This is a genomic window from Streptomyces sp. B8-7 (assembly GCF_058833805.1).
The window spans coordinates 686,830-709,712 of record NZ_JBYRRL010000003.1 but is presented as its reverse complement, the minus strand read 5'-3'; the positions used below and the strand labels follow the sequence as shown (position 1 = coordinate 709,712).

Here is a 22,883-nt window from a genome sequence, read left to right as displayed (position 1 = left end):
CCGGATCACACGGTACGGGCGTCCGCGGGGTGCGTGGCCGGCCCCTGAGGTGCGGCGCTCCCGGTGGGACCGACCTCGGCCAGGTCGCGGTGACGGGTCTCCTGGGCCGCGCCGACCGCGACGAGCGTGAGGAGGGCGGCCGCGATCACGTAGAGCGCGATCGGCGTGGCGCTGTCGTACGCGGCGAGCAGGGCGGTCGCGATGAGCGGGGCGGGCGCGCCGGCCGCGACCGAGGCGAACTGGGCGCCGATGGAGGCGCCCGAGTAGCGCATCCGGGTCGCGAACATCTCCGAGAAGAAGGCGGCCTGCGGGGCGTACATCGCGCCGTGCAGCACCAGGCCGACCGTCACCGCGAGCAGCAGCCCGCCGAAGGAGGCGGTGTCGACGAGTGCGAAGAACGGGAACATCCACAGCCCGACACCGGCCGCGCCCAGCAGGTAGACCGGCCGCCGGCCGATCCGGTCCGACAGCGCCCCCCACAGCGGGATCACCGCGAAGTGCACGGCGGAGGCGATGAGGACCGCGTTGAGCGCGGTCTGCTTGGAGACGTCCGCCGCGGTGGTGGCGTAGACGAGGATGAAGGCGGTGATCACGTAGTAGCTGATGTTCTCCGCCATGCGGGCGCCCATCGCGATGAGGACGTCGCGCCAGTGGTGCCGGAGCACGGAGACGACCGGCGGCTTCTCGGCGTCGGCACCCTGTTCGGACTTGCGGGCCTCGGCCCGGGCCAGCGCCTGCCGGAACACCGGCGACTCGTCGACGGAGAGCCGGATCCACAGGCCGACGAGCACCAGCACACCGGAGAGCAGGAACGGAACGCGCCAGCCCCAGCTGGTGAACGCGCTGTCCGACAGCACCGACGTCAGCAGGGACAGCACGCCGGTCGCGAGCAGTTGCCCGGCCGGCGCCCCGGTCTGCGGCCACGACGCCCAGAAGCCGCGCCGTCGGGCGTCCCCGTGCTCCGACACGAGCAGCACCGCGCCGCCCCACTCGCCGCCCAGCGCGAAGCCCTGCACCAGCCGCAGCACGGTCAGCAGCACGGGAGCGGCCGTGCCGATCGTCGCATGCGTCGGCAGCAGACCGATCGCGAACGTCGCCCCGCCCATCATCAGCAGGCTGAGCACCAGCAGCTTCTTGCGGCCGAGCCGGTCGCCGTAGTGGCCGAACACCAGCGCGCCCAGCGGCCGCGCCGCGAAGCCGACGGCGTACGTGAGGAACGACAGCAGCGTGCCCACGAGCGGGTCGGAGTCCGGGAAGAACAGCTTGTTGAAGACCAGCGCCGCCGCGGAGCCGTACAGGAAGAAGTCGTACCACTCGATGGTGGTGCCGATGAGGGACGCGGCGACGATGCGCTTGAGGTTGCCGGGCGATGGGGGAGCGGATGCTGCGGAGGCCATGTGCGCCACTTCCTCGTGTGCGGTGGGGACGGGTACGTGTCGGCACACCGTAGGAAGACGCAGGTCAGCGGCGTATGTGGTGGGACACCATAGTTGTGCGGGTCAGAGTGCGCGCACCCACCATGCAGGGCCGTCCCAGGCGCGGTCGTGCCCTTCGTGGCACCCGTCGGTGCGCAGAAGCGCCGCCCACCCGGCCGGACCCGGCCGACCCGGCCCGGCCCGGCCGACCCGCGGGCGGACGGGACCGGGCCGGGTCCGGCGGGCGGCGTCAGCCGGGGGTTCGCCGAGTACTCCATATGGTGCATTGGTGAGGCTTTGAGGTTATCCGCCTCATAAGGTGTCAATGTGCTCGATCCTGCGGTGCCCGTACCCCATGCCGCGGGAGACGGAGGAGACACCATGACCGAGAACACCCAAGTCCTTGTGATCGGCGGCGGTTACGCCGGCGTGATGGCGGCCAACCGCCTCACACAGCGCGACGACCTCACCGTCACGCTGATCAATCCGCGCCCCGACTTCGTCCACCGGATCCGCCTGCACCAGCTCGCGGGAAGATCCTCCGACGCGGTGGTCGACTACCGCGAGATCCTGGCCGACGGCGTGCGTCTGACGGTCGACACCGTGACCCGTATCGACGCCCCGGCACGCAGCGTCACCCTGGCCGGCGGCGGCACGGTGGGCTACGACTACCTGATCTACGCGGTCGGCAGCGGCAGCGGGGACCCGGGTGTACCCGGAGCGGCCGAGTTCGCCCACCGGGCCGCCACGCTGGAGGAGGCGGAGCGGCTGCGGGCCGCCCTCGACGCGGCCCCCGCCACCGCGCCGGTCACCGTCGTCGGAGCCGGGCCGCTCGGCATCGAGGTGGCCGGCGAACTCGCCGAGTCCGGCCGCGCGGTGACCATGGTGTGCGGCGGAGACCTGGGCCCCTATCTGCATCCCCGGGTGCGGCGCTCCTTCGCCAGGCGGCTCGCCAAGCTCGGTGCGACGGTCCTGGAGGGAGCCGGTACGAAGGTCGTCGAGGTCTCGCGCGACGCCGTGCGCCTCGCCGACGGCCGTCTGCTGCCGAGCCAGGTGACGGTCTGGGCGGCCGGCTTCGCGGTGCCGGACCTCGCCGCACGCAGCGGGCTCAGCACCGACGTCCACGGGCGTCTGCTCACCGACGAGACGCTGACCAGCGTGGACGACCCGCGCATCATCGCCGCCGGAGACGCGGCGGCCCCCTCCGACCTGCCCCTGCGGATGAGCTGCCAGTCCGCGAACCCGCTCGGCGCGCACGCCGCCGACACGGTGCTCCACCGCCACGCCGGAGAGCAGCCGGTCCCCATCGAGGTCGGGTTCTTCGGTATGTGCGTCAGCGTGGGACGCCGCTCCGCGACGGTGCAGCTCGCCTCCAGGAACGACGTGTCGAACAGGCTCGCCGTCGGCGGGCGCCTCGGGGTCCTGGTCAAGGAGTCCAGCTACTCGGGGCTGCTCAAGCACCTCTCCCACGAGGCCCGCAAGCCCGGTTCGTACCGCTGGATGTTCAAGGACGGCAAACGCGAACAACTCGTACGGGCCAAGCGCGAGGCGGCCTCGGCCACTGCCGGGCGCGCGGTCTGAGCTCCCCGCCGGACGTGCCGTCGCAGGACGCCGGCCGGCCACGGCGCCGTCGTGGCCGGCCGCACGCCTTCCAGCGCCCTGCGGGGCACCGCCGGACCGCGGGGGACCTGGCGCGGCCCGCTCGGCGATCGGCCGCCGGACGAGGCTGCGGGAATCCGGGTGCCGGGCGGTGCCGGTGCCGTCCCGCGCACCGGCTTGGAACAGCTGGGCCCGGGAAAGCGTTCGCGCCGGTGCAGTTCCTGTACCGACTCTGCGGACGGGACCGCGGGCGGATGCGATGCCCGCGCCCGGCGCCGAGGGCACGCACCGGCCCGCGGACCAGCCGGACCCCGTCCGCCAAGGCAACGGACGGAGGGCCGATGACCGGCGACTTCCACGGCAACACCCCCGAGGACGGCCTCGCGCCGGACCGTCGGGTCGGCGCGCAGCACCCGTTCGACGATTGCGCGGGCGCCGCGCGCGAGGAGACCGCGGCGGAGCTCTGGGAGCGGGCGCACCTGTTCTTCGACGCCAAGGACTACGCCGGTGCCGCCCGGCTGCTGACCGCGGTGGTGGACGAGGTTCCGGAGCAGACCGGGCCCCGGCTGCTGCTGGCCCGCGCCTACTACCACTCGGCTCAGCTCGGGCGCGCAGAGGAACAGCTGCGGCTCGTCGTCGCGCGTGACCCGGTGGAGCACTACGCCCACCTCATGCTGGGCCGCACCCTGGAGCGCCAGGGCCGCCGGCGGGAGGCCGAGCCGTGGCTGCGGATGGCCGCCGCGTTCTCGGGGGAGTTCCCCGCCGGCTCCTGACCCCGTGCCCCGGCCGCAGGCTCGGGGAGCCTGCTCCCGGTTCGTGACCCGGTGCCCGTCCCCGGCGACTGCCCCGGTCCCGGCCCGTCCCGGTCCCGGCCCGTCCCGGTCCCGGGCCTCGCCGCCCCGGGGCCGGGGTGGACCGGGCGGCTCCCGGAAGCCGCGTACACGCCGGACCGCGGAGGACGGCTCGTGCGCAGCACGCCCCGGCCCGGCGCCCCGGTCGTGCGGAGGGCGCATGGACCCGCACGTTCCGGGTACGCGGGGGAGACGCCCCGGGCCGATTCGGTCCGGGCGCACCCCAGACCGCCGCCACCAGGGAAAACAGTCATGGACACACCCGAGCACCGACACAATGAGACCCCCGCCGGGCGCGCTTTGGACGCGCTCGCCGAGAACACCGAGGACACCGCCGCACTGGACACTCTGGCCGGCAGTGAGGTGCTGGTGCCCGTGCCGGACGACGCCACCGACGCGGAGGCGGGCGACCCCGGGACCGTGACGCTGCCGGTGATCGAGCAGCCGGGCGGTGTGCCCGTGGTTCCGGTGTTCACCTCGGAACCCGAGATGACGGGACTGCTGCCGTACGTCTCCCGCTACCGCCTGGTCCCGCTGGGCGCGCTCGCCTCGCAGTGGCCCGAGGAGGAGGGGCTGTCGCTGACCATAGACGCGGCCTCGGCTCACGGCCTGACGCTGACCTCGGAGGGGGTGCGCACCCTGCTGGCCCGGCCGCAGGGCTGAGGAGATCGGCCGGAAATGCCTCCCGGGGCGGAGTGGCCGGACGGCCCGGGGCGGGAAGACCCCTGCCGAGGGACCCGAGTCGAGTGAACACGGGGGGCGTGGTGAGGGTCGTCCTGCTCGGTACCGCCGCGGACGGCGGCGTCCCGCGGTGGGCGTGCGGCTGCGCGCGGTGCGCGGCGGCCCGCGACGGCAAGGCGCCCGCCCGGACCCAGGCGGGCGTCGCCGTCACCGGCAACTCCCGCGACTGGTGGCTGCTCGACGCCTCGCCCGACCTGCGCACGCAGCTCACCGGCACGGCGGCCCTGTGGCCTGGGCCGGCCGCCCGCGCCGCCCCGGTGCGCGGTGTGCTGCTCACCGGGGCCGAGCCGGCCCAGGCGGGCGGGCTGGCCGTGCTGCGCGGCGCGCCCAGGCTGACCGTCTACGCGGCTCCGCCCGTGCTCACCGCCCTGTCCGCGGCCCGCACGGCGCTGGACCGGTACGCACCCTGGGAGTGGCGGGACGCGCTGACGGACGAGGGTTTCGTGCTCTCCGGCGGCCTGGTCGTCACCGCGTACGCCGTCGGCGCCCGGCCGCCCGCCTACCTGACGGCCCGGTCGGAGGACCCGCGCTGGTCGACGGCGTACCGGGTCGAGGACCTGGCCACCGGAGGGGTGCTCGTCTACGCTCCCGCGCTCGGCACCGCCGGCCCCGCACCGGCCGGGCTGACCGCCGGCGCGGACTGCGTCCTGCTCGACGCCTCCGCCCGGGCCGCCGCTCCCGCCGATGTCCCGGCCGCCCTCGCGGGCGCTGCCCCGGCCGCCGCCGGTGCTCGGCTGATCGCCACCCGGCTCGACGACGCGAACCCTCTGCTGGACGCGTCACCCGGGACCTGTGGCCCCGAAGTGCTCCCGGACGGAGCGGAGTTCGTGCTCTGAGGCAGGGCCCGTCCGGGCGGCTCGCCGACCCGGCGGGCGCCGTACCCAGGGGCACGGCCCGGCCGCCGTCGCGCGGCGCGTCACGTGCCGGGGGCCGGTCCCAGCATGCGCGCCAGCGCGGCCCGTTGCAGAGGGAGGACCTCCGCGTGCAGGTCACGGCCCTTGCGGGTGAGTGCCACCTGGACGCCGCGCCGGTCCTCGGCGCACATCGAGCGCTCGACGAGACCGTCCTTCTCCAGCCGGCCGATGAGCCGGGACAGCGCGCTCTGGCTGAGGTGCACCCGTTCCGCCAGGTTCTGCACCCGGCAGTGCTCGCCGTCCCCGCCCCGCTCCGTGGCGAGGAGGTCGAGCACCTCGAAGTCACTGGCGCCCAGACCGTGCGGATGGAGGGTCCGGTCGATCTCGCACACCGTGCGCGCGTGCACCGAGAGGATGTCCCGCCACCGCTCTTCCAGCCGGGCCTCGGCCGAGTTGACTGCCATACTCCGCACGGTAACACCGTTCCGGCCATTGGTTGCGTGTGCAACTACCAAGGAGTGGGTCCGGCCCGGTGGTCCCGGCGGCCGGGCCTCAGGAGCGGGCCTCGGGGTCCTGGAGCAGTCCCACCAGGTTGCCGTCGGCGTCCTTGACGGACGCGATCAGCCGGCCGTTGCCGACGTCCCGGACGTCCTGGAGCGTCTCGGCCCCGGCCTCCAGCAGCGCGGCGAGCCTGGCCCGGATGTCGGTGACGTGCCAGTAGGGGACCGGGCCGGTCATGCCCTGGGCGTGGCCGTTGGGGTCGAGCCCGATGTCCGTCCCGGCGTCCCTGTAGCCGACGTAGTACGGGGTGTCCGCGTAGGGTGCCACGTCCAGCAGCGCCCCGAACACGGCCTTGGCGCTCTGCAGATCCTTGACGGGGTAGACGATCGTCTTCAGTCCCGCGGTCATGGCGTACTCCTCGGTGGTGGTCCGTGTGCCCGGCGCCCGTTCCGCGCCGGTGGTTCCACGCTAGGACCGGCGGGCCGGGCCCGGCTTCTCCGATCCTGACCGGTTGCTCCGTGAGGGTGCCGCCCCTCGGTGTGCCGCCCTCGGCCGAGGCCGGGCCCACCGCTACGGGCCGGGGCGAGGCCGCGGATGCCCGGCCCGCCCGGACGCGGGCCGCCGGAGGGCGCCGCGGCGCCCGTGGCGGGCGGGTCGGGGCGCGCGCCCGGAGTGCGCGGGGGCGGTCGTGCGCGAGCGCGCCGGGCGACTTTCGCCCGCACGGCAGTTCGATCCGGACAAAGGCGGCGAAGTCCCGGACGCCTCGGCGTGTGCGGCGCGAGAGTGGGAACGCCCCGTTACGAGCGCCCGTAGTCGAGGGGGATGCGATGCTGAACACTCCCACCAGCGAACTGCGTCTGGAGATCCTGGAGTTGATGAAGGATCCGGTCGCCCACTTCCTGCCCGCCCGGCGCGGCCGCCCCGCCGGGCGCAGTGCCGTCGAGGCGGGCGTCACCGCCGACGGTGTGACCGCGGACGCCGTCGCCGTCCGCTTCGGCCTGCGTCACGACGCCGCCACCAGCCATCTCCGTCTCCTCGCCGACCTCGGACTGCTGCGCGCGCGTACGGTCGGACGTCAGGTCCGCTACCGGCGGGACGAGGTGCGGATCGCCGAGGTGGCGCGGATGTTCGAGAAGGGGTGGTGACGGCGGCGAGGCGGCCGGCACCCGGACCGGCGGCCGTCCGCCCCGCACCGGGCGCGCCGGCGACCCGGGGCCGCACCGGGGCGCCCGGCCCCCGCCGCGGTGCCGTGTCCCCGTGGCCCCGGGCGCCTCAGCCGTGCTGTGGCCGCCCCGCCGGGGCCGGGACGAGAGCGGCGGCCCCGGCGGGGCACGGCGCGGCCGGCACCCGGACGGGCGCCGCCGTCCCCGGAGTACGGCCGGAACGGGCCGGGGCCGGGGTGGCCCCGCCGCGGAAGGGGGACCCCCGGGCGTCGCGGGCATCGCACCCGCTCCGCGGGCGGGGCCGCCGCCCGGACCCGGCGCGCCGCGCACCGCACGCCGGCGCCACCGCCCGCCGCGCACCGCACGCCGGCGCCACCGCCCGCCGTCCACGACCGCCCGCCGCCGAGTACGTGCAGCCCGAGCACGTGCCGTCCGCGGCGCGGGGGGCCGCGGGAGCGGGGCGGCGCGGGCGGGGCACCCGCGCGATGCCCCGCGGCCGTCCCGGCGATACCCTGTAGCCCGTTCGCGATCACGCCCGCCCAGGAGACCTGTGACCATGACCGCCCAGGAGACGGAGAGCGCCACCGCCGTGCGCGCGGCCCGTCGCCACGGTCAGGCACCGGTCGTCGCGGCGGTCGCCGCCGGAGGCGCGGTCGGCGCCTCGGCCCGCTACGGGCTCGCCCTGCTCTGGCCCGCGCACGGCGGGGGCTTCCCCTGGGCGACGTTCTCGGCCAACGTCGCCGGGTGCGCCGTGATCGGCGTGTTCATGGTGCTCGTCACCGAGGCGCGGACCGTGCACCGGCTGGTGCGGCCGTTCTTCGGCACCGGAGTGCTCGGCGGGTTCACCACCTTCTCGACGTACGCCGTGGACATCCGGCGGCTTCTCGACGACGGCCGGGCCGGCACGGCCCTGGCCTATCTGGCCGCCACCCTGCTCGCCGCGCTCGCCGCGGTGTGGCTGGCGGTGACGGCCGCCCGCCGGGCACTCGTGCGGAGCCCGCGATGAGCGGCCCGGCCGGACGCGCGCTGCGCCTGACGGTCATCGTCGGCGAGGACGACACCTGGCACCACCGCCCCCTGTACTCGGAGATCGTCCACCGCGCCCATGCCGCAGGCCTCGCCGGAGCCTCCGTCTTCCGCGGCATGGAGGGCTTCGGCACCACCTCCCTCATCCACACCTCGCGGCTGCTGTCGCTGAGCGAGGACCTGCCGGTGGCCGTGGTGATCGTCGACACCGAGGATCGCGTACGGGCCTTCCTGCCGCGGCTCGGCGAGGTCGTCGGCGAGGGGCTGGTCACGCTCGACGAGGTGGAGGTCGTCAGGTTCGCCGGGCCCGGCGCCGAGGGGGAAGAGGCCGGGGCATGAACTGGCTGCTGGTCGCCCTCGGCGGCATGATCGGGGCGCCGCTGCGCTACCTGACCGACCGTACGGTGCAGTCCCGGCACGACTCCGTCCTGCCCTGGGGCACGTTCGCGGCCAACGTGAGCGGCTGCCTCGTGCTGGGGCTGCTGACCGGCGCCGTCGTCGAGGGGGCGGCCGGCTCCTCCCTGCAGCTCTTCCTCGGCACCGGCCTGTGCGGGGCGCTGAGCACCTATTCGACCTTCTCCTACGAGACGCTGCGCCTCGCCGAGGACGGCGCCCGCGGTTACGCCCTGGCCAACGCGGCCGTGAGCGTGCTCGTGGGGCTGGGCGCGGCGTTCGCCGGAGCGGCGCTGGCCCACGCGGCGTGGGGCTGAGACCGGCCCGGCCCGGCCGCCTGTCGCGCAGGTCACCGCGCGGCCCCGGCCGCCTGCCTTGACACGGTCCGCCTGGTGGCCGGACCATCGCTCGCGTGAACCTGTCAGACAGCCAGACAGGTGGTCCGGCCCCGCGGCGTGTCAGCGCCATGGAAGCGGTGCTGCGCCACCTCCGCGGCGCCATCGAGACCGGCGTGTACGCCGTGGGGGACAAACTCCCCTCCGAGGCGGAACTCTGCCGCACCCTGGAGGTCTCCCGGCCCGTGCTGCGCGAGGCGCTGCGCGCCCTGCAGACCATGGGCCTGACCCGGTCCCGGACCGGCAAGGGCACGTTCGTCGTCGCCGACGCCGTGGAGGACCCCACCTTCGGCGACTACACCGCCAGCGACCTGCTGGAGGTGCGCCGCCACGTGGAGATCCCGGTCGCCGGGTACGCGGCCCTGCGCCGCACCCCGGAGAACCTCGACCGCCTCGCGCACCTCCTGGAGCGCATGGAGCGGGAGACGGACACCATCGCCTGGGTCGCCATGGACACGCTGTTCCATCTGGCGGTCGCCGAGGCCGCGCAGAACCCCGTCTTCCGCCGGGTCATCGAGGAGATCCGCGACGCACTGGCGCGCCAGTCGGCGTTCCTCAACGAACTGGGCGGGCGCCGCGAGCAGTCCGACCGCGAGCACCGGGCCGTCTTCGAGGCGCTGGCCGCAGGCCGTGCGCACGACGCGACCGAGGCCATGCGCCACCACCTCGACCGCGTGGAGACCACCCTCACCGACATCGTGCGGTCCTCCCGCACGAGCGGCCCCACGGAAGGCGGACCCCGGACGTGAGTGAGCAGTCCCGGCACCACGGCGTGCGGAAACGTTCCGGCAGTACCGTGGCCGGCCCCCGCACCTGTATCCGCACCCGCACCTGTACCCGCACCTGTACCCGGGCCTGTGCCGGCCCCCGCACCCGCCCCCGCACGCGCACCTGTATCCGCACCCGTACCCGTACCCGTACCCGTACCCGGGCCTGTGCCGGTCCCCGGGTCCGCACGCGGACCGCCGCATGAACGACGCGCCGGTCCACCCCGGCCCCCGCCCGGGGCCCGCCACGCACCGCACACCCGGGCCCGCGCACCGGACCCCCGCCCCGCACCCCGCCCCGCACGAGACACCGAACCAGGCAGTGATGCACAGCGACACCCCCGCAACCGGCCCCGCCGGAACCCCCGCTCCCGCCCCCGCCGTCCGCGAACCCCTCCACGCCCCCGTCGCCCACCTCGTCCGCAGCGGGGTCGTCGAGGGCGTCCACTACGGGTCGGCCGTCGTCCTCGGCGCCGACGGCGAGGTCGCCTTCCAGCTCGGCGACGCCGAGGCCGCGTTCTACCCGCGCTCGGCGGTCAAGCCCGTCCAGGCCGTCGCCATGCTGCGGGCCGGCCTCCCGCTGGACGGCGCGCTGCTCTCGCTCGCCGCGGCCAGCCACTCCGGGGAGGAGCGCCACCTCGCCGGGGCCCGCCGGATCCTGGACCTGGCCGGACTGACCGAGGACGACCTGCGCAACACCCCGGACCTGCCGTACGGGCCGGTCGTGCGGGACGCCTGGATCCGCGCGGGCCGCCCGGCCTCGCGGCTCGCCCAGAACTGCTCGGGCAAGCACGCGGCCATGCTCTACACCTGCCGGCTCAACGGCTGGCCCCTCGACGGACACCTCGACCCCGGCCATCCCCTGCAGCGGGCCGTCGCCGAGACCGTCGAGGACCTCACCGGCCAGCGCATCGCCCGGGTCAGCGTCGACGGCTGCGGCGCACCGCTGTTCTCCGTCTCCCTGCACGGACTCGCCCGCGCCCTGTCCCGGATCGCCACGGCCGCACCCGGCACGCCCGAGGCACGCCTCGCCGACGCCCTGCGCCGCCACGCCGGGATGGCCTCCGGCGCCGGCCGCGACGTCGCCGAGCTGATGGAGGCCGTCCCGGGGCTGATCGCCAAGGACGGCTTCGAAGGCGTCGAGGTGGCGGCGCTGCCGGACGGCCGGGCCGTCGCCGTCAAGATCGCCGACGGCGCGGACCGCGCCCGGATCCCGGTCGCCGCGGCCGCGCTGGCCCGCGCGGGGGTCGACCCGGCGCTGCTCACCCGGTTCGCGGGAGAGCCGCTGCTCGGCGGCGGCAGGCCGGTGGGGCAGGTGCGCGTGGTGCCCGCGCTGGACCGCCTCGACCCGCCGCCGCTGGAGTCCGTGGCGTAGGGGCGGCGTCCGCCGCGCGGGGGACGGCCGGGACGGCGCACCCCGTGCGGGGCCACCGCTCCCGGTCGCCGCCCGGCCCGGGGACCGTGGTCCGCCGCGTGCCGCCGTGCCGTGCGGCCGGCCGCCCCGCGCCGTGGCGCCCGGCGCCCCGCGCCGCCGCAGCGCCCGCCCCTCTCCGGCCGCGCCCCCGCGGCGCCCGGCCTCGCCACACGCCCCCGGCCTCCTCCCGGCCCGGGGGTCCCTGCACCCCGACCGTCGTACCGCTCCCCGCCCCGGCCCTGCCGCCGGGCCCGTCTCCGCCCCGTCCCGGACCCCGGACCCGCCCGTCGACCCCACCCGCCGGGCGCGCCCGGGCCGGCCCGGAGGCAGAATGGTGATCATGCCTGTCGCGTCGTCGTCCCTGCCCTTCCAGCCGGTCCTGGAACGCATCGCCGAGGAGATCGAGCACACCCCCGGCCGCGGGCGCCCCGCCGACTACATCCCGGCGCTCGCCGCCTGCGACCCGCGCAGTTTCGGCATGGCCGTCGCCGAGCTGGACGGCACCGTGTACGGCGTGGGCGACTGGCGTGAGCCCTTCTCCATCCAGTCCGTCACCAAGGTGTTCACCCTCGCCCTGGACCTGGCCCGGGAGGGCGACGAACTCTGGGAGCACGTGGGCCGCGAACCCTCCGGCAACCCGTTCAACTCCCTCGTGCAGCTCGAGTACGAGAACGGCATCCCGCGCAACCCGTTCATCAACGCCGGGGCCCTCGTCGTCACCGACCGGCTGCACACCCGTACCGGGGACGCGGCCGGCGAACTGCGCGCGTTCCTGCGCGCCGAGAGCGGAAACCCCGCCCTCGACTACGACGAGGAGGTCGCGGCCAGCGAGGCCGCGCACGGCGACCGCAACGCCGCCCTGGCCCACTTCATGGCCTCCTACGGCAACATCGACAACCCCGTACCGCAGCTGCTGGAGCAGTACTTCCGGCAGTGCTCCCTGCGGGCGAGCTGCGCCGACCTCGCCCGTGCCACCGCCTTCCTCGCCCGGCACGGCACCCGCGCCGACGGCACCCGCCTGCTCACCCGCAGCCAGGCCAAGCAGATCAACGCCGTCATGCTCACCTGCGGCACCTACGACGCCGCGGGCGACTTCGCCTACCGCGTCGGCCTGCCCGGCAAGAGCGGCGTGGGCGGCGGCATCGTCGCGGTCGTCCCCGGCCGGTGCGCCCTGTGCGTGTGGAGTCCGGGCCTGGACGATCACGGCAACTCGGTGGCCGGAGTGGCGGCCCTGGACCGGTTCACGACGCTGACGGGCCTGTCCGTCTTCTGAGCCCGGCGCCGTTCCTCGCGCGGACACGGCGCCGCGCGGACCGCCGCCGGCGACCGCGTCCGACGGCCCGGCACCCCCTGTCCGGCCACCGGCCCCGTGCGGCGGCAGACGGGCGGACGCCTCAACACCGCGTTGCCGCACCGTACCTCCAGGCGTCCGCCGGCCGCCACGGGCCGCCGAGCACGCACCCGACACGCATCCGAGACCCCACAGAGGGCTCCGTGTCGCCTTCCGGCCACTCCGCGCCGACACGCTGCCGAAGTGCTGGCCATCACTCACGCGGTCGAGCTGCGCCGCTGCCGGGCCCTGGGCGTCATCGCAACCGCCTTCCTCTCGGCGGGCGGCGAGACGGCCGGAGCCCTCCCCGTCCGGGAACTGCTCACCCCCGCCTCCCCGGGCGCAGCCCTCGGCCTGGTCGTCGTCTACTTCGGCGTCGTCCTGCTGATCGCGGCCTGGGCACTGCTGGGCCGTCTGATCCACAGCTGCGAACCGCCCTCGCCGCGGGCCCTGCTGCTGGTGCTGGCCCTGTGGGCGGCACCGCTGCTGCTCGCCCCGCCGCTGTTCAGCCGCGACGTCTACAGCTACCTCGCCCAGGGCGCCATGGTCGACGCGCACATCGACGTCTACACCCACGGCCCCTCCCACCTCGGCGGCCCGCTCGCCGACGAGGTCGCCCCCGTGTGGCAGCACACCGCCGCCCCCTACGGACCCGTGTTCCTCGCCACCGCCTCCGCGCTGTCCGCGCTGACCCGCGGTGAGCTGCCCGCCGGGCTGATGGGCATGCGGCTGGTCGCCCTGGCCGGCGTGGCCCTGATGGCCGCCGCTCTGCCCCGCCTGGCCCGCCACTCGGGCGCCGACCCCGCCGCCGCGCTCTGGCTGGGCGCGCTCAACCCGCTGGTGCTGCTGCACCTGGTGGCGGGCGCCCACAACGACGCGATGATGCTCGGCCTGCTCGGCATCGGCCTGGTCGCCGCGCTCGGCCGCCGGCCGGCCCTCGGCGCCGCCCTGGTCACCCTCGCCGCCCTGGTCAAGGCGCCCGCGCTGCTCGGCCTCGCCGCGGTCGCGCTGCTCCAGGTCCGGGCCGGCCGCAGCCCCGTCGCCGCCGTGCTGACCACCGGCGCGGCAGCCGCCGGCACCACCGTCGCGGCCACCGCCGCCGCCGGCACCGGCTATGGCTGGATCGGCGCCCTCGACACCCCCGTCTCTCCGCACAACTGGGCGCTCACCAGCCTCCTCGGCCGCGCCACCGGCGCCCTGCTGGAACGCCTCGGCAGCGACCTCGCACCGCTCGCCGTGCCCGTCTGGCACACGGCCGGCCTCGCCCTGACCGTGCTGACCCTGCTCGCCATATGGATCCGGCTGCGGCCCCGGCCCGTCTACGCGCTCGGCCTCAGCCTCGCCGCCGTCGCCGCCTTCGGCCCCGCCGTCCGCCCCTGGTACGCGCTGTGGGGACTGTTCCTGATCGCGGCCGCCGCACCGAGCGTCTCGGTGCGCCACCGCGTCGCCGCCGTCACCGGTGTGCTCGCGCTGACCGTGCTGCCCGGCGGCGGCCCCGCCGATCTCGACCAGCTGGTGCCGGCCGTCTCCGGCGGCGTCCTCGCGGTCCTCGTCCTGTGGCAGGCCCACCGGGCCACGCAGACCCCCGCCCTGGGACGCGCCGCGTGAGCGCGACCCGCACGGACCGCGACCGGCCGTCCTCCCTCCTGCCCGCGCCCCGCACCGAGCGCGGACGCCTGCTGCTCGTGCTGGCCGCCGCCACCGCCGTCACCGTCTTCACCGCCACCGTGCCGCTGCTGCGCGACTGGTTCGACCTGCGCGTCTACCACGGCGCCCTGCACAGCTGGATCCGCGGGGGCAGTCCCCTGTACGACTACCGGGTGCCGGGCACCGCGTACGGCTTCACGTATCCGCCGTTCGCGGCGCTCGCCATGCTGCCCCTGGCGTGGCTGCCGCTCGGCCCCGCCGTCGCGGTCGGCCTGCTGCTCAACCTGGCCGCCCTCGCCCTGGTGCTGCGCCTGCTGGCCGGGCGGGCCTGGCGGCGCCACGGCTGGTACGGCTGCGCCCTGGGCTGCTGCGTGCTGGCCCTGTTCGAACCACTGCGGGACACCCTCAGCTTCGGCCAGGTCAACGTGCTGCTGCTGGCCCTGGTCCTCGCCGACGGCCGGCTGCTCGCCACCGGCCGCAGCAGATGGGCCGGCCTCGGCATCGGCCTGGCCGCGGCGGTCAAACTCACCCCGGCGATCTTCGTCGGGCTGCTGCTGCTCACCGGGCGGCGGCGCGCCGCCGCCACCGCGGCGGCCGCGGCCGGCGGCGCGACGGCACTGGCCGCCGTGCTCGCCCCGGACGCCTCGCGCTTCTACTGGACCGTCGCCCTGTGGGACACCGACCGCATCGGCCGACTCGACTACGTCTCCAACCAGTCCCTGCAGGGCGTCCTCGCGCGTCTCGGCGAAGCGGACCGCGCGGTCTGGGCGGCGGCCGCCGTGGCCGTGCTGGCCGTGTGGGCGGTACGGGCCCGCCGGGCCGCCGCCGACGGCGACTGGCCGGCCGCGATCGCGCTGACCGGGCTGACGGCCTGCCTCGTCAGTCCGATCACCTGGGTGCACCATCTGGTGTGGCTGCTGCCCGCGTTCGCCGTGCTGGTCCGCACCGGGCGGACCCGTCCGGCGGCCTGCCTGTACGCGGTGATGTGCACCAGCCTGGTGTGGCTGTGGTTCGACGACGCGTCCGGCGTCGACGGCTTCGTCGGCGCCAACACCTACACCTGGATCACGCTGGGGCTGCTGCTGTGGCTGCCCGCCGGTCAGCCGCGCGCCGCCCGGCGGCGGCTCCCCCAGTGGATCACCAGCGCCGTGGTCCCGGCACCGAGGACGGCCGCCCCCGCGATCGCCGGCCCCGCCGGCAGGCCCGCAGGAGACCGTGCCGGGGCGGCCTCGGCGACCACGGGAGTCGGCTCCGGACCCGCCGCCGGCGGCGCCCGGAACGCATCCAGCGAACCCACCGGCTCCACCCGGCCGGCCGCACGAAACCCCCAGTCGAGCAGCGAGCGCGCCTCCTCGTAGACCCGGAAGCCGCCACCCGCCTGAGGATTCATCACCGTCACCACCAGGGTGCGCCCGCCGCGGCGGGCGGCGGCGACGAGCGTGTGCCCCGCCTTGCTGGTGTAGCCGTTCTTCACCCCGACCAGGCCCGGATAGCGGTCGACCCCGTCCGAGCCCGACAGCAGCCGGTTGGTGTTCCTGATGCCGTACGACGACCCGTTCCGGCCCGGGAACCGGGCCTCGACCGTACGGCAGTAGCGGGCGAAGTCGGCGTTGCGCAGCCCGGCCCGCCCGAACACGGCCAGGTCGTACGCGGAGGACACCTGGCCCGGCGCGTCGTAGCCGTCGGGGGAGACGACCCGGGTGTCGCGGGCGCCCAGCGCACGCGCCTTCTCCTGCATCAGCCGGGCCGTCGTCCGCCAGCCGCCGCCGAGCGCGGCCAGCACCCGCACCGCGTCGTTGCCGGAGCTCAGGAACACCCCGCGCCACAGGTCCGCGACCCGGTAGGTCCGGTCCTCGGCGACCCCGACGAGGCTGCTGCCCGCCCCGATGCCCGCGAGTTCCTCGTCCCGGACCCGGTGGCGCAGCCCGCCCGGCAGCAGCGGCAGCACGGTGAGCGCGAACAGTGTCTTGAGGGTGCTCGCGGGCGGGAGTTCGCGGTGCGCCTCGTGCCCGGCGAGCACCGCGCCGCTGTCCGCGTCGGCCACCACCCACGACAGGGCGGAGACGTCCGGGACCACCGGCGCCCCGTCCCGCGGCCGCACCTGCGTGCCCGAGCGGTACAGCAGGGCGGCCGGCGGGGCGGCGGCCCGTGCAGCGCCCGGTGTGCCGGGGTCCGGCCGGGCCGGGACGGCCGCCGCGAGCGGTGCCAGCGCGAGCAGGCCCGCCGTCCCGAACGCGCAGGTCGTCAGGGCCGCCCGGGAGCTTCGGCAGGAGAATCCGATCGTCATACGGTCAACCTAGGAAGCGGTCCGCGCCGCGCCCCGCCGCCCTCGCCGCGCCGCGCAGGTGAGCACTCGGATGCGCTAAGGCCGTCACGCCGTTCGCCGCACGGGCGGGCACCCGGCCGGGACGCACGCCCGGCCGGCGGGGGCGGTCCTGCGGCCGGACGGGCGGCCCGCCGGGCGGCGCGGGCGGCGTCCGGGGCGGTCACGCGGGCGACGGCCACCCCCGCCTCCGGCCCCACGTACGGCCGGTCGAGCCCGTCGGCGTATGGCGCGACGGCTTCTGTTCACGGTCCGCGCCGGACGGCAGAATCGGGGGTCCGCGCCTCGCCAAGTCCCCCTGACTGAACAGGAGTTCACCGGTGACGACCCCAGCGCACCGCCTCGACCCCGCAGGCGGCTGCCCGCACGCGGACAACGCCCGGCTGCTCGCCGAGGGCGCCGTCGCCCCGGTGGTGATGCCCGGCGGGGTCGAGGGCATGGCGGTGCTGGGCCACGAGGCGCTCAAGGAGTTCCTCGCCCACCCCGACGTCGCCAAGGACGCCCGGCACTTCACCGCCCTGCGCGAGGACCGTGTCCCCGAGGGCTGGCCGCTGGCCACCTTCGCCACCGTACGGGGCATGACGACCGCCGACGGTGACGACCACCGCCGGCTGCGCTCGCTGGTCAGCCGCGCCTTCACCACGCGCCGGGTGGCCGCGCTGCGGCCCCGCGTGGAGGAGCTCACCGAAGGACTCCTCGACGGCCTGCACCGGGCCGCGGCCGCCGACGCCGGGGGAGTCGCCGACCTGCGCGCCCACTTCGCCCTGCCGCTGCCGATGGGCGTGATCTGCGAGCTGCTGGGCGTGGCGCCGGAGTTCCGCGACCGGCTGCACCACCTGTCCAACCAGGTCGTGGCGACCGACATCGGCCCCGCGCAGGCCGTGGCCGCCAACCGTGAGCTGGTCGCCGTCCTCGGCGCGATCGCCGCCGCCAAGGCGGAGGAGCCCGGCGACGACCTCACCAGCGCCCTGATCGCCGCCCGCGACGAGGAGGGCGACCGGCTCGCGCACGAGGAGCTCATCGGTACCCTCGTCCTGATGGTGATCGCCGGGCACGAGACGACCCTGAACCTGGTCACCAACGCCGTCCGCGCCCTGTGCGGACACCGCGACCAGCTCGCCCTGGTCCGCGACGGGGGCGCGGACTGGGGCGACGTGGTGGAGGAGACCCTGCGCTGGGACGCCCCGGTCAGCTACTTCCCGTTCCGCTACCCGGTGCGCGACCTCACCGTCGACGGCACGCTCGTCCCCGCCGGGACCCCGGTGCTGGCGGGCTACTCGGCCGCCGGGCGGGACCCCTCGGCGCACGGCCCCGACGCCGGCCGGTTCGACGTCACCCGGCCGCGCCGCGCCGACGCCGTACGCTCGCTCTCCCTCGGCCACGGCGCCCACTACTGCCTGGGCGCCCCGCTCGCCCGGCTGGAGGCAGAGACCGCGCTGCGCGGCCTGTTCACCCGCTTCCCGGACCTGGACCTCGCGTCGCCGCCGGACGGCCTGCCCCGGCATGCCAGCTTCGTCGGCAACAGCGTGCGGGCCCTGCCCGTGCGACCGGGCACGCTCTAAGGCCGCGGCACGGGCACGGCGGCCGGGGGTGCGCCGGGTGCCGCGAGCCGGTGCGCCGTTCCGGGGCGCAGCACTACGCTGACAGGGATGTTCAGTCCCGAAGGTCCCACCCTGCGCGAACTCGCCGTCCAGGCCCTGTCGTCCGTCGAGCACGGCTACGACCTGCTCGCGCCGAAGTTCGACCACACCCCCTTCCGTACGCCCGACCCGGTGCTGCACGCGGCCGCGGCCGCACTGCGCCGGGCCGGCCCCTGGCAGGACGGGCTCGACCTGTGCTGCGGCACCGGCGCCGCGACGGACACGCTGACCGGACTGTGCGGGCGCAGCGTCACCGGCGTGGACTTCAGCGCCGGGATGCTGGAGGTGGCCCGCCGCGGCGCGGCCCGGCGGACGTCCCCTGCCGGAGCGTCCGGTGAGACGGCCGCGGGCGGGCCACGGGTCTCCTGGGTGCGTGCGGACGCGCGGCGGCTGCCGTTCACCCGGGCCTTCGACCTGGTGGTGAGTTTCGGGGCGTTCGGGCACTTCCTGCCGCGCGAGCTGCCCGGCCTCTTCGTCGGGGTGCACGCCGCGCTCCGGCCGGGCGGATGCTTCGCCTTCCCGGTCCTCGCCCCGCCCCGTCCCGCCTCGGCCGGGTACTGGATGCTGCTGGGTTTCGACGCCGTGATGCGGGTGCGCAACGCCCTGTGGCGGCCGCCGTTCGTGATGTACTACCGCGCCGTCCGGCTCGGGGACGTCCTGCGCGCGCTGGAACGGGCCGGCTTCCGGATCGAGTTGCGGCCCCTGGAGGAGTTCGGACGGCGCTCCGACGGCAGTCCCCGGGCCGGCCTGGTGCTCGCCCGCCGGCCCGCGGCCGGGGCTCAGCCGGACATGGCCGGCACGGTGAACTCGTAGACCAGGGCGTCCTGCTGGGCGTCCACCGTCAGATCCGTGATCTCCAGCGGCCGGCCGAACTGGTCGTGCACCACCCGGGTGACGCGGACCGAGGGGCCGTCCGGCAGACGGGTGATGCGGTCGCGGTGGTGGAGGGTCAGTCCGGCCCGCCGCATCCAGTCGTAGGCGCGGCGCAGCTGGGCGGCGGCGGTGCCGTCCGCGCGGTACCGGTAGCGGGCCAGTTCCTCCACCTCGGCGAGTGCCACCGCGGAGAACGACGACACCGCGGTGCGGCGTCCGTGCCCGTCGGCGGCGGCGGACTCGTAGCGGTGCACCAGCGTGGGCCGCAGCGGTGCCAGCCCCAGCGTCTCGGCGTGGTCCGGCGGCGGCATCTCCCAGGTCACGGTGGCCCGGCCGAGATCGCCGGGGCGCCGGGCGCCGATCGGGAAGGCCAGTGCCGAGGGCGGCTCCACCGGTGCCACGGGCAGGACCGCGTGGCTGCCGCGCCGGTCGGTGGCGACCAGGCCGTCCCGGCGCAGCACCTCCAGCGCCTGCCGTACGGTCTCCCGGCTGACGCCGAAGTGGTCGGCCAACTGCCGCTCGCCGGGCAGGCGTTCGCCCGGCGGAATGGTGCCGTCTCTGAGCTCGCCCAGCAGTTCGGCGGCGATCCGCCGGTAGAGAGGGTGCTCCGCGGCGGGTTGTGGCGCCGGGAGGGGGTCGTGCGGGGTGGTGCGGGCCATGCCGCGCCTCCTGTTGGTGACGTACCGTAGCCGTACCGGCTCATTGTGCCACCAGATCTAGCATTGGTCTAAACCACTAGGGAAGAGTGGACGGATGGTTCGTCCGAAACCGTGTGCCGGGCGAGGGCCTCGCACGGCCGCCGCCACCGCCGCCACCAGCAGATCCCGCGCCGCGAAGCCGGAGCGCGGCATCGCGCGCGGTGCGTCGGCCGGCCCGGTGGCGCACCCGTGTCCGGGCCTGTCGGCCCGCATGAGCGGTCCCGCACGGGCCGGTGCGCCCCGGCACCCGCTGCGGCGCCGACCGCCCGCGGCGCCGCTCGGAACGCACCGTACCGCCCGCCCGACGGCGGCCCGGAGGGCCCTCCGTCCGCGTCCGAAACCCGCCGGGCGCGGCACTCAGAGGCGGGAACGCAGCCAGTTCAGCTTGACCGCCTCGTGGTGCGGCCCGCCGCCCTCGTGGTCGTTGAACTCGTACACCTCGATCGACTTGTCGTCCCCGGCCCAGGCGTTGAACGCCGCGAACACGGTCGACGGCGGGCAGGTCTGGTCCTCCAGCGCCACCGAGAACAGTGCCGGGGCGCTGCCGCGGGCCGCGAAGTGCACCCCGTCGAAGTACGACAGGGTGCGCAGCACGTCCTCGGCGCGGCCGCGGGTCGCCCGCAGATACAGCCCGATCTCGCGGTACGGGGGACGGTCGGTGAGGGCCGTGGCGCGCGGGAAGTCGCACAGGAACGGCACGTCGGGCGCGACGGCCACCAGATCCGGTACGAGTCCCGCCACGGCCAGCGCGACCCCGCCACCCTGGCTCGAGCCGACGACGGCGGTGCGCGAGGCGTCCACCAGCGGGTGCGCGTGAGCGGCCTCGACGGCCCGCACGGCGTCCGTGAACACCCTCCGGTAATAGTACTGTTCGGGAGCCTCCACACCGCGCGTCAGGAAGCCGGGGTACGCCGGAGCCCCGCCCACCGGGTCGGCGGTGTCGCCGACCCCGCCGATCCCACAGGCCCCCTGCCCGCGGGTGTCCATCACCAAGTGAGCCCGGCCGCTGGACGCCCACAGCAGGTTCTCGTGGGGCAGCCCGCGCCCGCCGCCGTACCCCACGAACTCCACGACCAGCGGCAGCGGTTGTCCGGCGTCAGCCGGCAGCCGCAGCCAGCCCCGCACCGGATGGCCGTCGAACCCGGCGAACGTCACGTCGTACACCCGCACCGTGGACAGCCCCGCCTCGACCGGCACGAACCCGGCGTCCAGGGCGAACCCCCGGGCCTTGTCCAGCGTCGCGGCCCAGAAGGCGTCGAAGTCCTCCGGCTCGGCCGAGGTGCTGCGATAGCCGCGGAGGCTGTCGAGGGGCAGGTCGAACAGGGCCATGCGGAACCGCCTTCGGCAGGGGGCAGAGGGGCAGGGACGATCGATCACACCGTACGAGGGGTCGCGGAGGGCGGCCAGACCCGCCGGGGCGTGCCGTGCCGGCCGCGTCACCGCCGTGTGCCGACCGCGGCCGGACAACCGCGTCCGCCGTTCCCGCCTGTCTCGTGGTGCCGGCCTGTCTCGTGGTGCCGGCCTGTCTCGTGGTGCCGGCCTGTCCCGTGGTGCCCGCTGTTCCCGTAGTGTCGGCCGTTCCCGTGGTGACCGGCCGGGCACCGGAGGGACGCCCGGCTCAGCCGAAACGTTCGATGCGGATGCGGTCCACCGGCTGCCCCGCCGCCACCAGCAGGCGGGAGGCGTGTTCGGCGAAGGCGTTGGAGCCGCAGACATAGGCCTCCCAGCCGCCGGCCGGCGGCTCGGCCAGCAGCTCCGTCAGATGCGAGCGGGCGAGCCGCCCCACCGGCACGCCCGCGGGGGCGCTGCGGGTGAACACGGGCGTCGTCTCGGCGCCGTACTCGCGCGCGTAGACGAGATCCTCCGGACTGCGCGCGGACACCACGAGCCGGAGGGGCACCCCCAGCCCCTGCGCGCGGTGGTGGCGGACCATCGACATCAGCGGGACGACCCCGGAGCCGGCCCCGATCAGCAGCGCGGGCCGGTCGCCGGGCCAGGCGAAGAAGCCGCTGTGCGGGCCGCGCACCTCGACGGTGTCGCCGGGCCGGGCCTCGCGGTGGAACCAGCCCGACACCTCGCCGCCCGCGACGTGGTCCAGGGTCAGCTCGATGTGCCCGGAGCCGTCCGGCGCGGAGGCGAGGGAGTAGTGGCGCTGCGCGGTGTAGCCGTCGGGCGCGGTCAGCCGCAGCTGGAGGTGCTGGCCGGGCACGTGGCCCGGCCAGGCCGGCACGGCGAGGCGGAAGGTGGAGGCTCGCGGGGTCTCGCGGCGGATCTCGGTGATCGTCGCGGGCTGCCAGGCGGTGGATGCGCCGGCGGGCACCGCGATGCGGCCGGGGATCGCGAACCGGGCCATGGGGGCGCAGGCCGTGTCAGTCACCGGAGAACCTCTCCTCCTGCCAGGGGTTGCCGCGCCCGTGGTATCCGTTCTGCTCCCAGAAGCCGGGCTCGTCGTGGTCGAGGAGGCGTACGCCCGCCACCCACTTGGCGCTCTTCCAGAAGTACAGGTGCGGCACGAGCAGCCGGGCCGGGCCGCCGTGCTCGGGGCTGAGCGGCGCGCCGTCGACGTCCCAGGCGATCCAGGCCCTGCCCCCGGTGAGGTCGGCGAGCGGCAGGTTGGTGGTGTAGCCGGTGTGGGACCAGGCGACGGCGTGGGTCGCCTCCGGCAGCGGGCCGGCCGCCGCGAGGAACGTGTCCAGGGACACCCCGCCGAAGCGCACCCCGAACTTCGACCAGCTCGTCACACAGTGGATGTCGCCCTCGTAGACGGAGCCCGGCAGGGCGTGCGCCGCCTCCCAGCTCCAGCTCTGAGGCCGCGCCACGAGGCCGTCGATCCGGAAGGACCAGTCCGCCGGGGCGAGGTCGGGGGTGACCTCGGCGGAGAGTACGGGCCAGTCGTCGCCGACGTCGTACTGGCCGGGCGGCAGCCCGGGGCGGTCGACGCGCGGCCGCCCGGAGAAGCCTCGGGTGACGTTCATGGAGGGGGTGCCTGCCTGTGTGCGGGGCGATCGTGGTGTTCAGGTGTTCAGGTGTTCACCTGGTGCTCAGCTATTCAACCGTACGCGGACCGTCCGCCCGTCCCTGTCCTCCCGTCCCCGTCAGTCCGCCCGTGCCCTCCTGTCCCGTCCGTCCGTCCGTGTCCTCCCGTCCCCGTCAGTCCGCCCGTGCCCTCCTGTCCCCGTCCGTCCGTCCGTCCGTCCGCCCGTCCGTCCGTCCGTCCGCCCGTCCGCCCGTCCGTCCGTCCGTCCGCCCGTCC

The 22,883-nt window shown here is 75.9% G+C and carries 22 protein-coding genes and 1 pseudogene; 15 read left to right on the top strand and 8 right to left on the bottom strand.

The window, feature by feature from the left end; translation table 11 throughout:
* Window positions 1-5 precede the first annotated feature (5 nt).
* Complete coding sequence (locus AC5K6T_RS18270) at window positions 6-1,397, bottom strand: MFS transporter (protein WP_493210320.1); 1,392 nt, start codon at window positions 1,395-1,397, stop codon at window positions 6-8.
* 399 nt (window positions 1,398-1,796) lie between these two features.
* On the opposite strand from AC5K6T_RS18270, the gene AC5K6T_RS18265 reads away from it, so the two are divergent.
* From AC5K6T_RS18265 to AC5K6T_RS18250, 4 genes are all read left to right on the top strand, one after another.
* Entirely contained in the window at window positions 1,797-2,996 is a 1,200-nt protein-coding gene (locus AC5K6T_RS18265) for an NAD(P)/FAD-dependent oxidoreductase (protein WP_493210319.1), read from the top strand.
* Between the two features lie 359 nt (window positions 2,997-3,355).
* On the top strand, window positions 3,356-3,787 hold the full coding sequence (locus tag AC5K6T_RS18260; RefSeq protein ID WP_493210317.1) for a tetratricopeptide repeat protein: 432 nt from the start codon (window positions 3,356-3,358) through the stop codon (window positions 3,785-3,787).
* A 330-nt stretch (window positions 3,788-4,117) separates the two neighbouring features.
* Window positions 4,118-4,528: an SseB family protein gene (locus AC5K6T_RS18255; protein WP_493210315.1), complete on the top strand. Its 411-nt coding sequence runs from the start codon at window positions 4,118-4,120 to the stop codon at window positions 4,526-4,528.
* 83 nt (window positions 4,529-4,611) lie between these two features.
* Entirely contained in the window at window positions 4,612-5,442 is an 831-nt protein-coding gene (locus tag AC5K6T_RS18250; protein ID WP_493210314.1) for an MBL fold metallo-hydrolase, read from the top strand.
* 80 nt (window positions 5,443-5,522) lie between these two features.
* Here the strand turns inward: AC5K6T_RS18250 and AC5K6T_RS18245 are convergent, their stop codons facing one another.
* Both AC5K6T_RS18245 and AC5K6T_RS18240 read right to left on the bottom strand, forming a co-directional pair.
* Window positions 5,523-5,924, bottom strand: coding sequence for a MarR family winged helix-turn-helix transcriptional regulator (locus AC5K6T_RS18245; RefSeq protein ID WP_493210313.1), 402 nt, complete (start codon window positions 5,922-5,924; stop codon window positions 5,523-5,525).
* Window positions 5,925-6,012: 88 nt separating this feature from the next.
* Window positions 6,013-6,369 (bottom strand): VOC family protein, encoded by a 357-nt coding sequence (locus tag AC5K6T_RS18240; protein WP_493210312.1) that lies wholly within the window; start codon window positions 6,367-6,369, stop codon window positions 6,013-6,015.
* A 419-nt stretch (window positions 6,370-6,788) separates the two neighbouring features.
* Between AC5K6T_RS18240 and AC5K6T_RS18235 the strand changes: the two genes are divergently transcribed.
* The 9 genes from AC5K6T_RS18235 (at window position 6,789) to AC5K6T_RS18195 (ending at window position 15,454) form a co-directional block, all read left to right on the top strand.
* The gene (locus AC5K6T_RS18235) at window positions 6,789-7,106 is read left to right on the top strand and encodes an ArsR family transcriptional regulator (protein ID WP_493210311.1); all 318 of its coding nucleotides are present in this window, start codon (window positions 6,789-6,791) and stop codon (window positions 7,104-7,106) included.
* A 574-nt stretch (window positions 7,107-7,680) separates the two neighbouring features.
* Complete coding sequence (gene crcB, locus AC5K6T_RS18230) at window positions 7,681-8,130, top strand: fluoride efflux transporter CrcB (RefSeq protein ID WP_493210309.1); 450 nt, start codon at window positions 7,681-7,683, stop codon at window positions 8,128-8,130.
* Entirely contained in the window at window positions 8,127-8,489 is a 363-nt protein-coding gene (locus AC5K6T_RS18225; RefSeq protein WP_493210307.1) for a DUF190 domain-containing protein, read from the top strand. The genes crcB (AC5K6T_RS18230) and AC5K6T_RS18225 overlap by 4 nt, the downstream gene beginning before the upstream one ends.
* On the top strand, window positions 8,486-8,860 hold the full coding sequence (gene crcB, locus AC5K6T_RS18220) for a fluoride efflux transporter CrcB (RefSeq protein WP_493210306.1): 375 nt from the start codon (window positions 8,486-8,488) through the stop codon (window positions 8,858-8,860). The genes AC5K6T_RS18225 and crcB (AC5K6T_RS18220) overlap by 4 nt, the downstream gene beginning before the upstream one ends.
* A gap of 149 nt (window positions 8,861-9,009) precedes the next feature.
* On the top strand, window positions 9,010-9,687 hold the full coding sequence (locus AC5K6T_RS18215) for a FadR/GntR family transcriptional regulator (RefSeq protein ID WP_493210841.1): 678 nt from the start codon (window positions 9,010-9,012) through the stop codon (window positions 9,685-9,687).
* 343 nt (window positions 9,688-10,030) lie between these two features.
* A complete protein-coding gene (locus tag AC5K6T_RS18210) occupies window positions 10,031-11,080 on the top strand; it encodes an asparaginase (protein WP_493210304.1) in 1,050 nt (349 codons plus the stop codon).
* 370 nt (window positions 11,081-11,450) lie between these two features.
* Entirely contained in the window at window positions 11,451-12,392 is a 942-nt protein-coding gene (locus AC5K6T_RS18205) for a glutaminase (RefSeq protein ID WP_493210302.1), read from the top strand.
* A 96-nt stretch (window positions 12,393-12,488) separates the two neighbouring features.
* A complete protein-coding gene (gene mptB, locus AC5K6T_RS18200) occupies window positions 12,489-14,057 on the top strand; it encodes a polyprenol phosphomannose-dependent alpha 1,6 mannosyltransferase MptB (protein WP_493210300.1) in 1,569 nt (522 codons plus the stop codon).
* Between the two features lie 38 nt (window positions 14,058-14,095).
* Complete coding sequence (locus AC5K6T_RS18195; RefSeq protein WP_493210839.1) at window positions 14,096-15,454, top strand: glycosyltransferase 87 family protein; 1,359 nt, start codon at window positions 14,096-14,098, stop codon at window positions 15,452-15,454.
* A gap of 35 nt (window positions 15,455-15,489) precedes the next feature.
* Here the strand turns inward: AC5K6T_RS18195 and AC5K6T_RS18190 are convergent.
* Window positions 15,490-16,383 (bottom strand): annotated as a pseudogene (locus tag AC5K6T_RS18190) (D-alanyl-D-alanine carboxypeptidase family protein); the annotation flags it as partial.
* Between the two features lie 356 nt (window positions 16,384-16,739).
* Between AC5K6T_RS18190 and AC5K6T_RS18185 the strand changes: the two are divergent.
* Together AC5K6T_RS18185 and AC5K6T_RS18180 are read left to right on the top strand one after the other, a co-directional pair.
* Window positions 16,740-17,981, top strand: coding sequence for a cytochrome P450 family protein (locus AC5K6T_RS18185; RefSeq protein WP_493210298.1), 1,242 nt, complete (start codon window positions 16,740-16,742; stop codon window positions 17,979-17,981).
* 87 nt (window positions 17,982-18,068) lie between these two features.
* Window positions 18,069-18,872, top strand: a complete 804-nt coding sequence (locus AC5K6T_RS18180; protein ID WP_493210296.1) for a class I SAM-dependent methyltransferase — start codon at window positions 18,069-18,071, stop codon at window positions 18,870-18,872.
* On the opposite strand, the gene AC5K6T_RS18175 is transcribed toward AC5K6T_RS18180, so the two are convergent.
* The 4 genes from AC5K6T_RS18175 to AC5K6T_RS18160 form a co-directional block, all read right to left on the bottom strand.
* Window positions 18,839-19,591, bottom strand: coding sequence for a GntR family transcriptional regulator (locus AC5K6T_RS18175; protein WP_493210294.1), 753 nt, complete (start codon window positions 19,589-19,591; stop codon window positions 18,839-18,841). The two genes, AC5K6T_RS18180 and AC5K6T_RS18175, sit on opposite strands and share 34 nt — an antisense overlap.
* 396 nt (window positions 19,592-19,987) lie before the next feature.
* Window positions 19,988-20,959 (bottom strand): acetylxylan esterase, encoded by a 972-nt coding sequence (locus AC5K6T_RS18170; protein ID WP_493210292.1) that lies wholly within the window; start codon window positions 20,957-20,959, stop codon window positions 19,988-19,990.
* Window positions 20,960-21,248: 289 nt separating this feature from the next.
* A complete protein-coding gene (locus AC5K6T_RS18165; protein WP_493210837.1) occupies window positions 21,249-21,983 on the bottom strand; it encodes a ferredoxin reductase in 735 nt (244 codons plus the stop codon).
* Between the two features lie 16 nt (window positions 21,984-21,999).
* A complete protein-coding gene (locus AC5K6T_RS18160; protein WP_493210290.1) occupies window positions 22,000-22,605 on the bottom strand; it encodes a sulfite oxidase-like oxidoreductase in 606 nt (201 codons plus the stop codon).
* Window positions 22,606-22,883 lie beyond the last annotated feature (278 nt).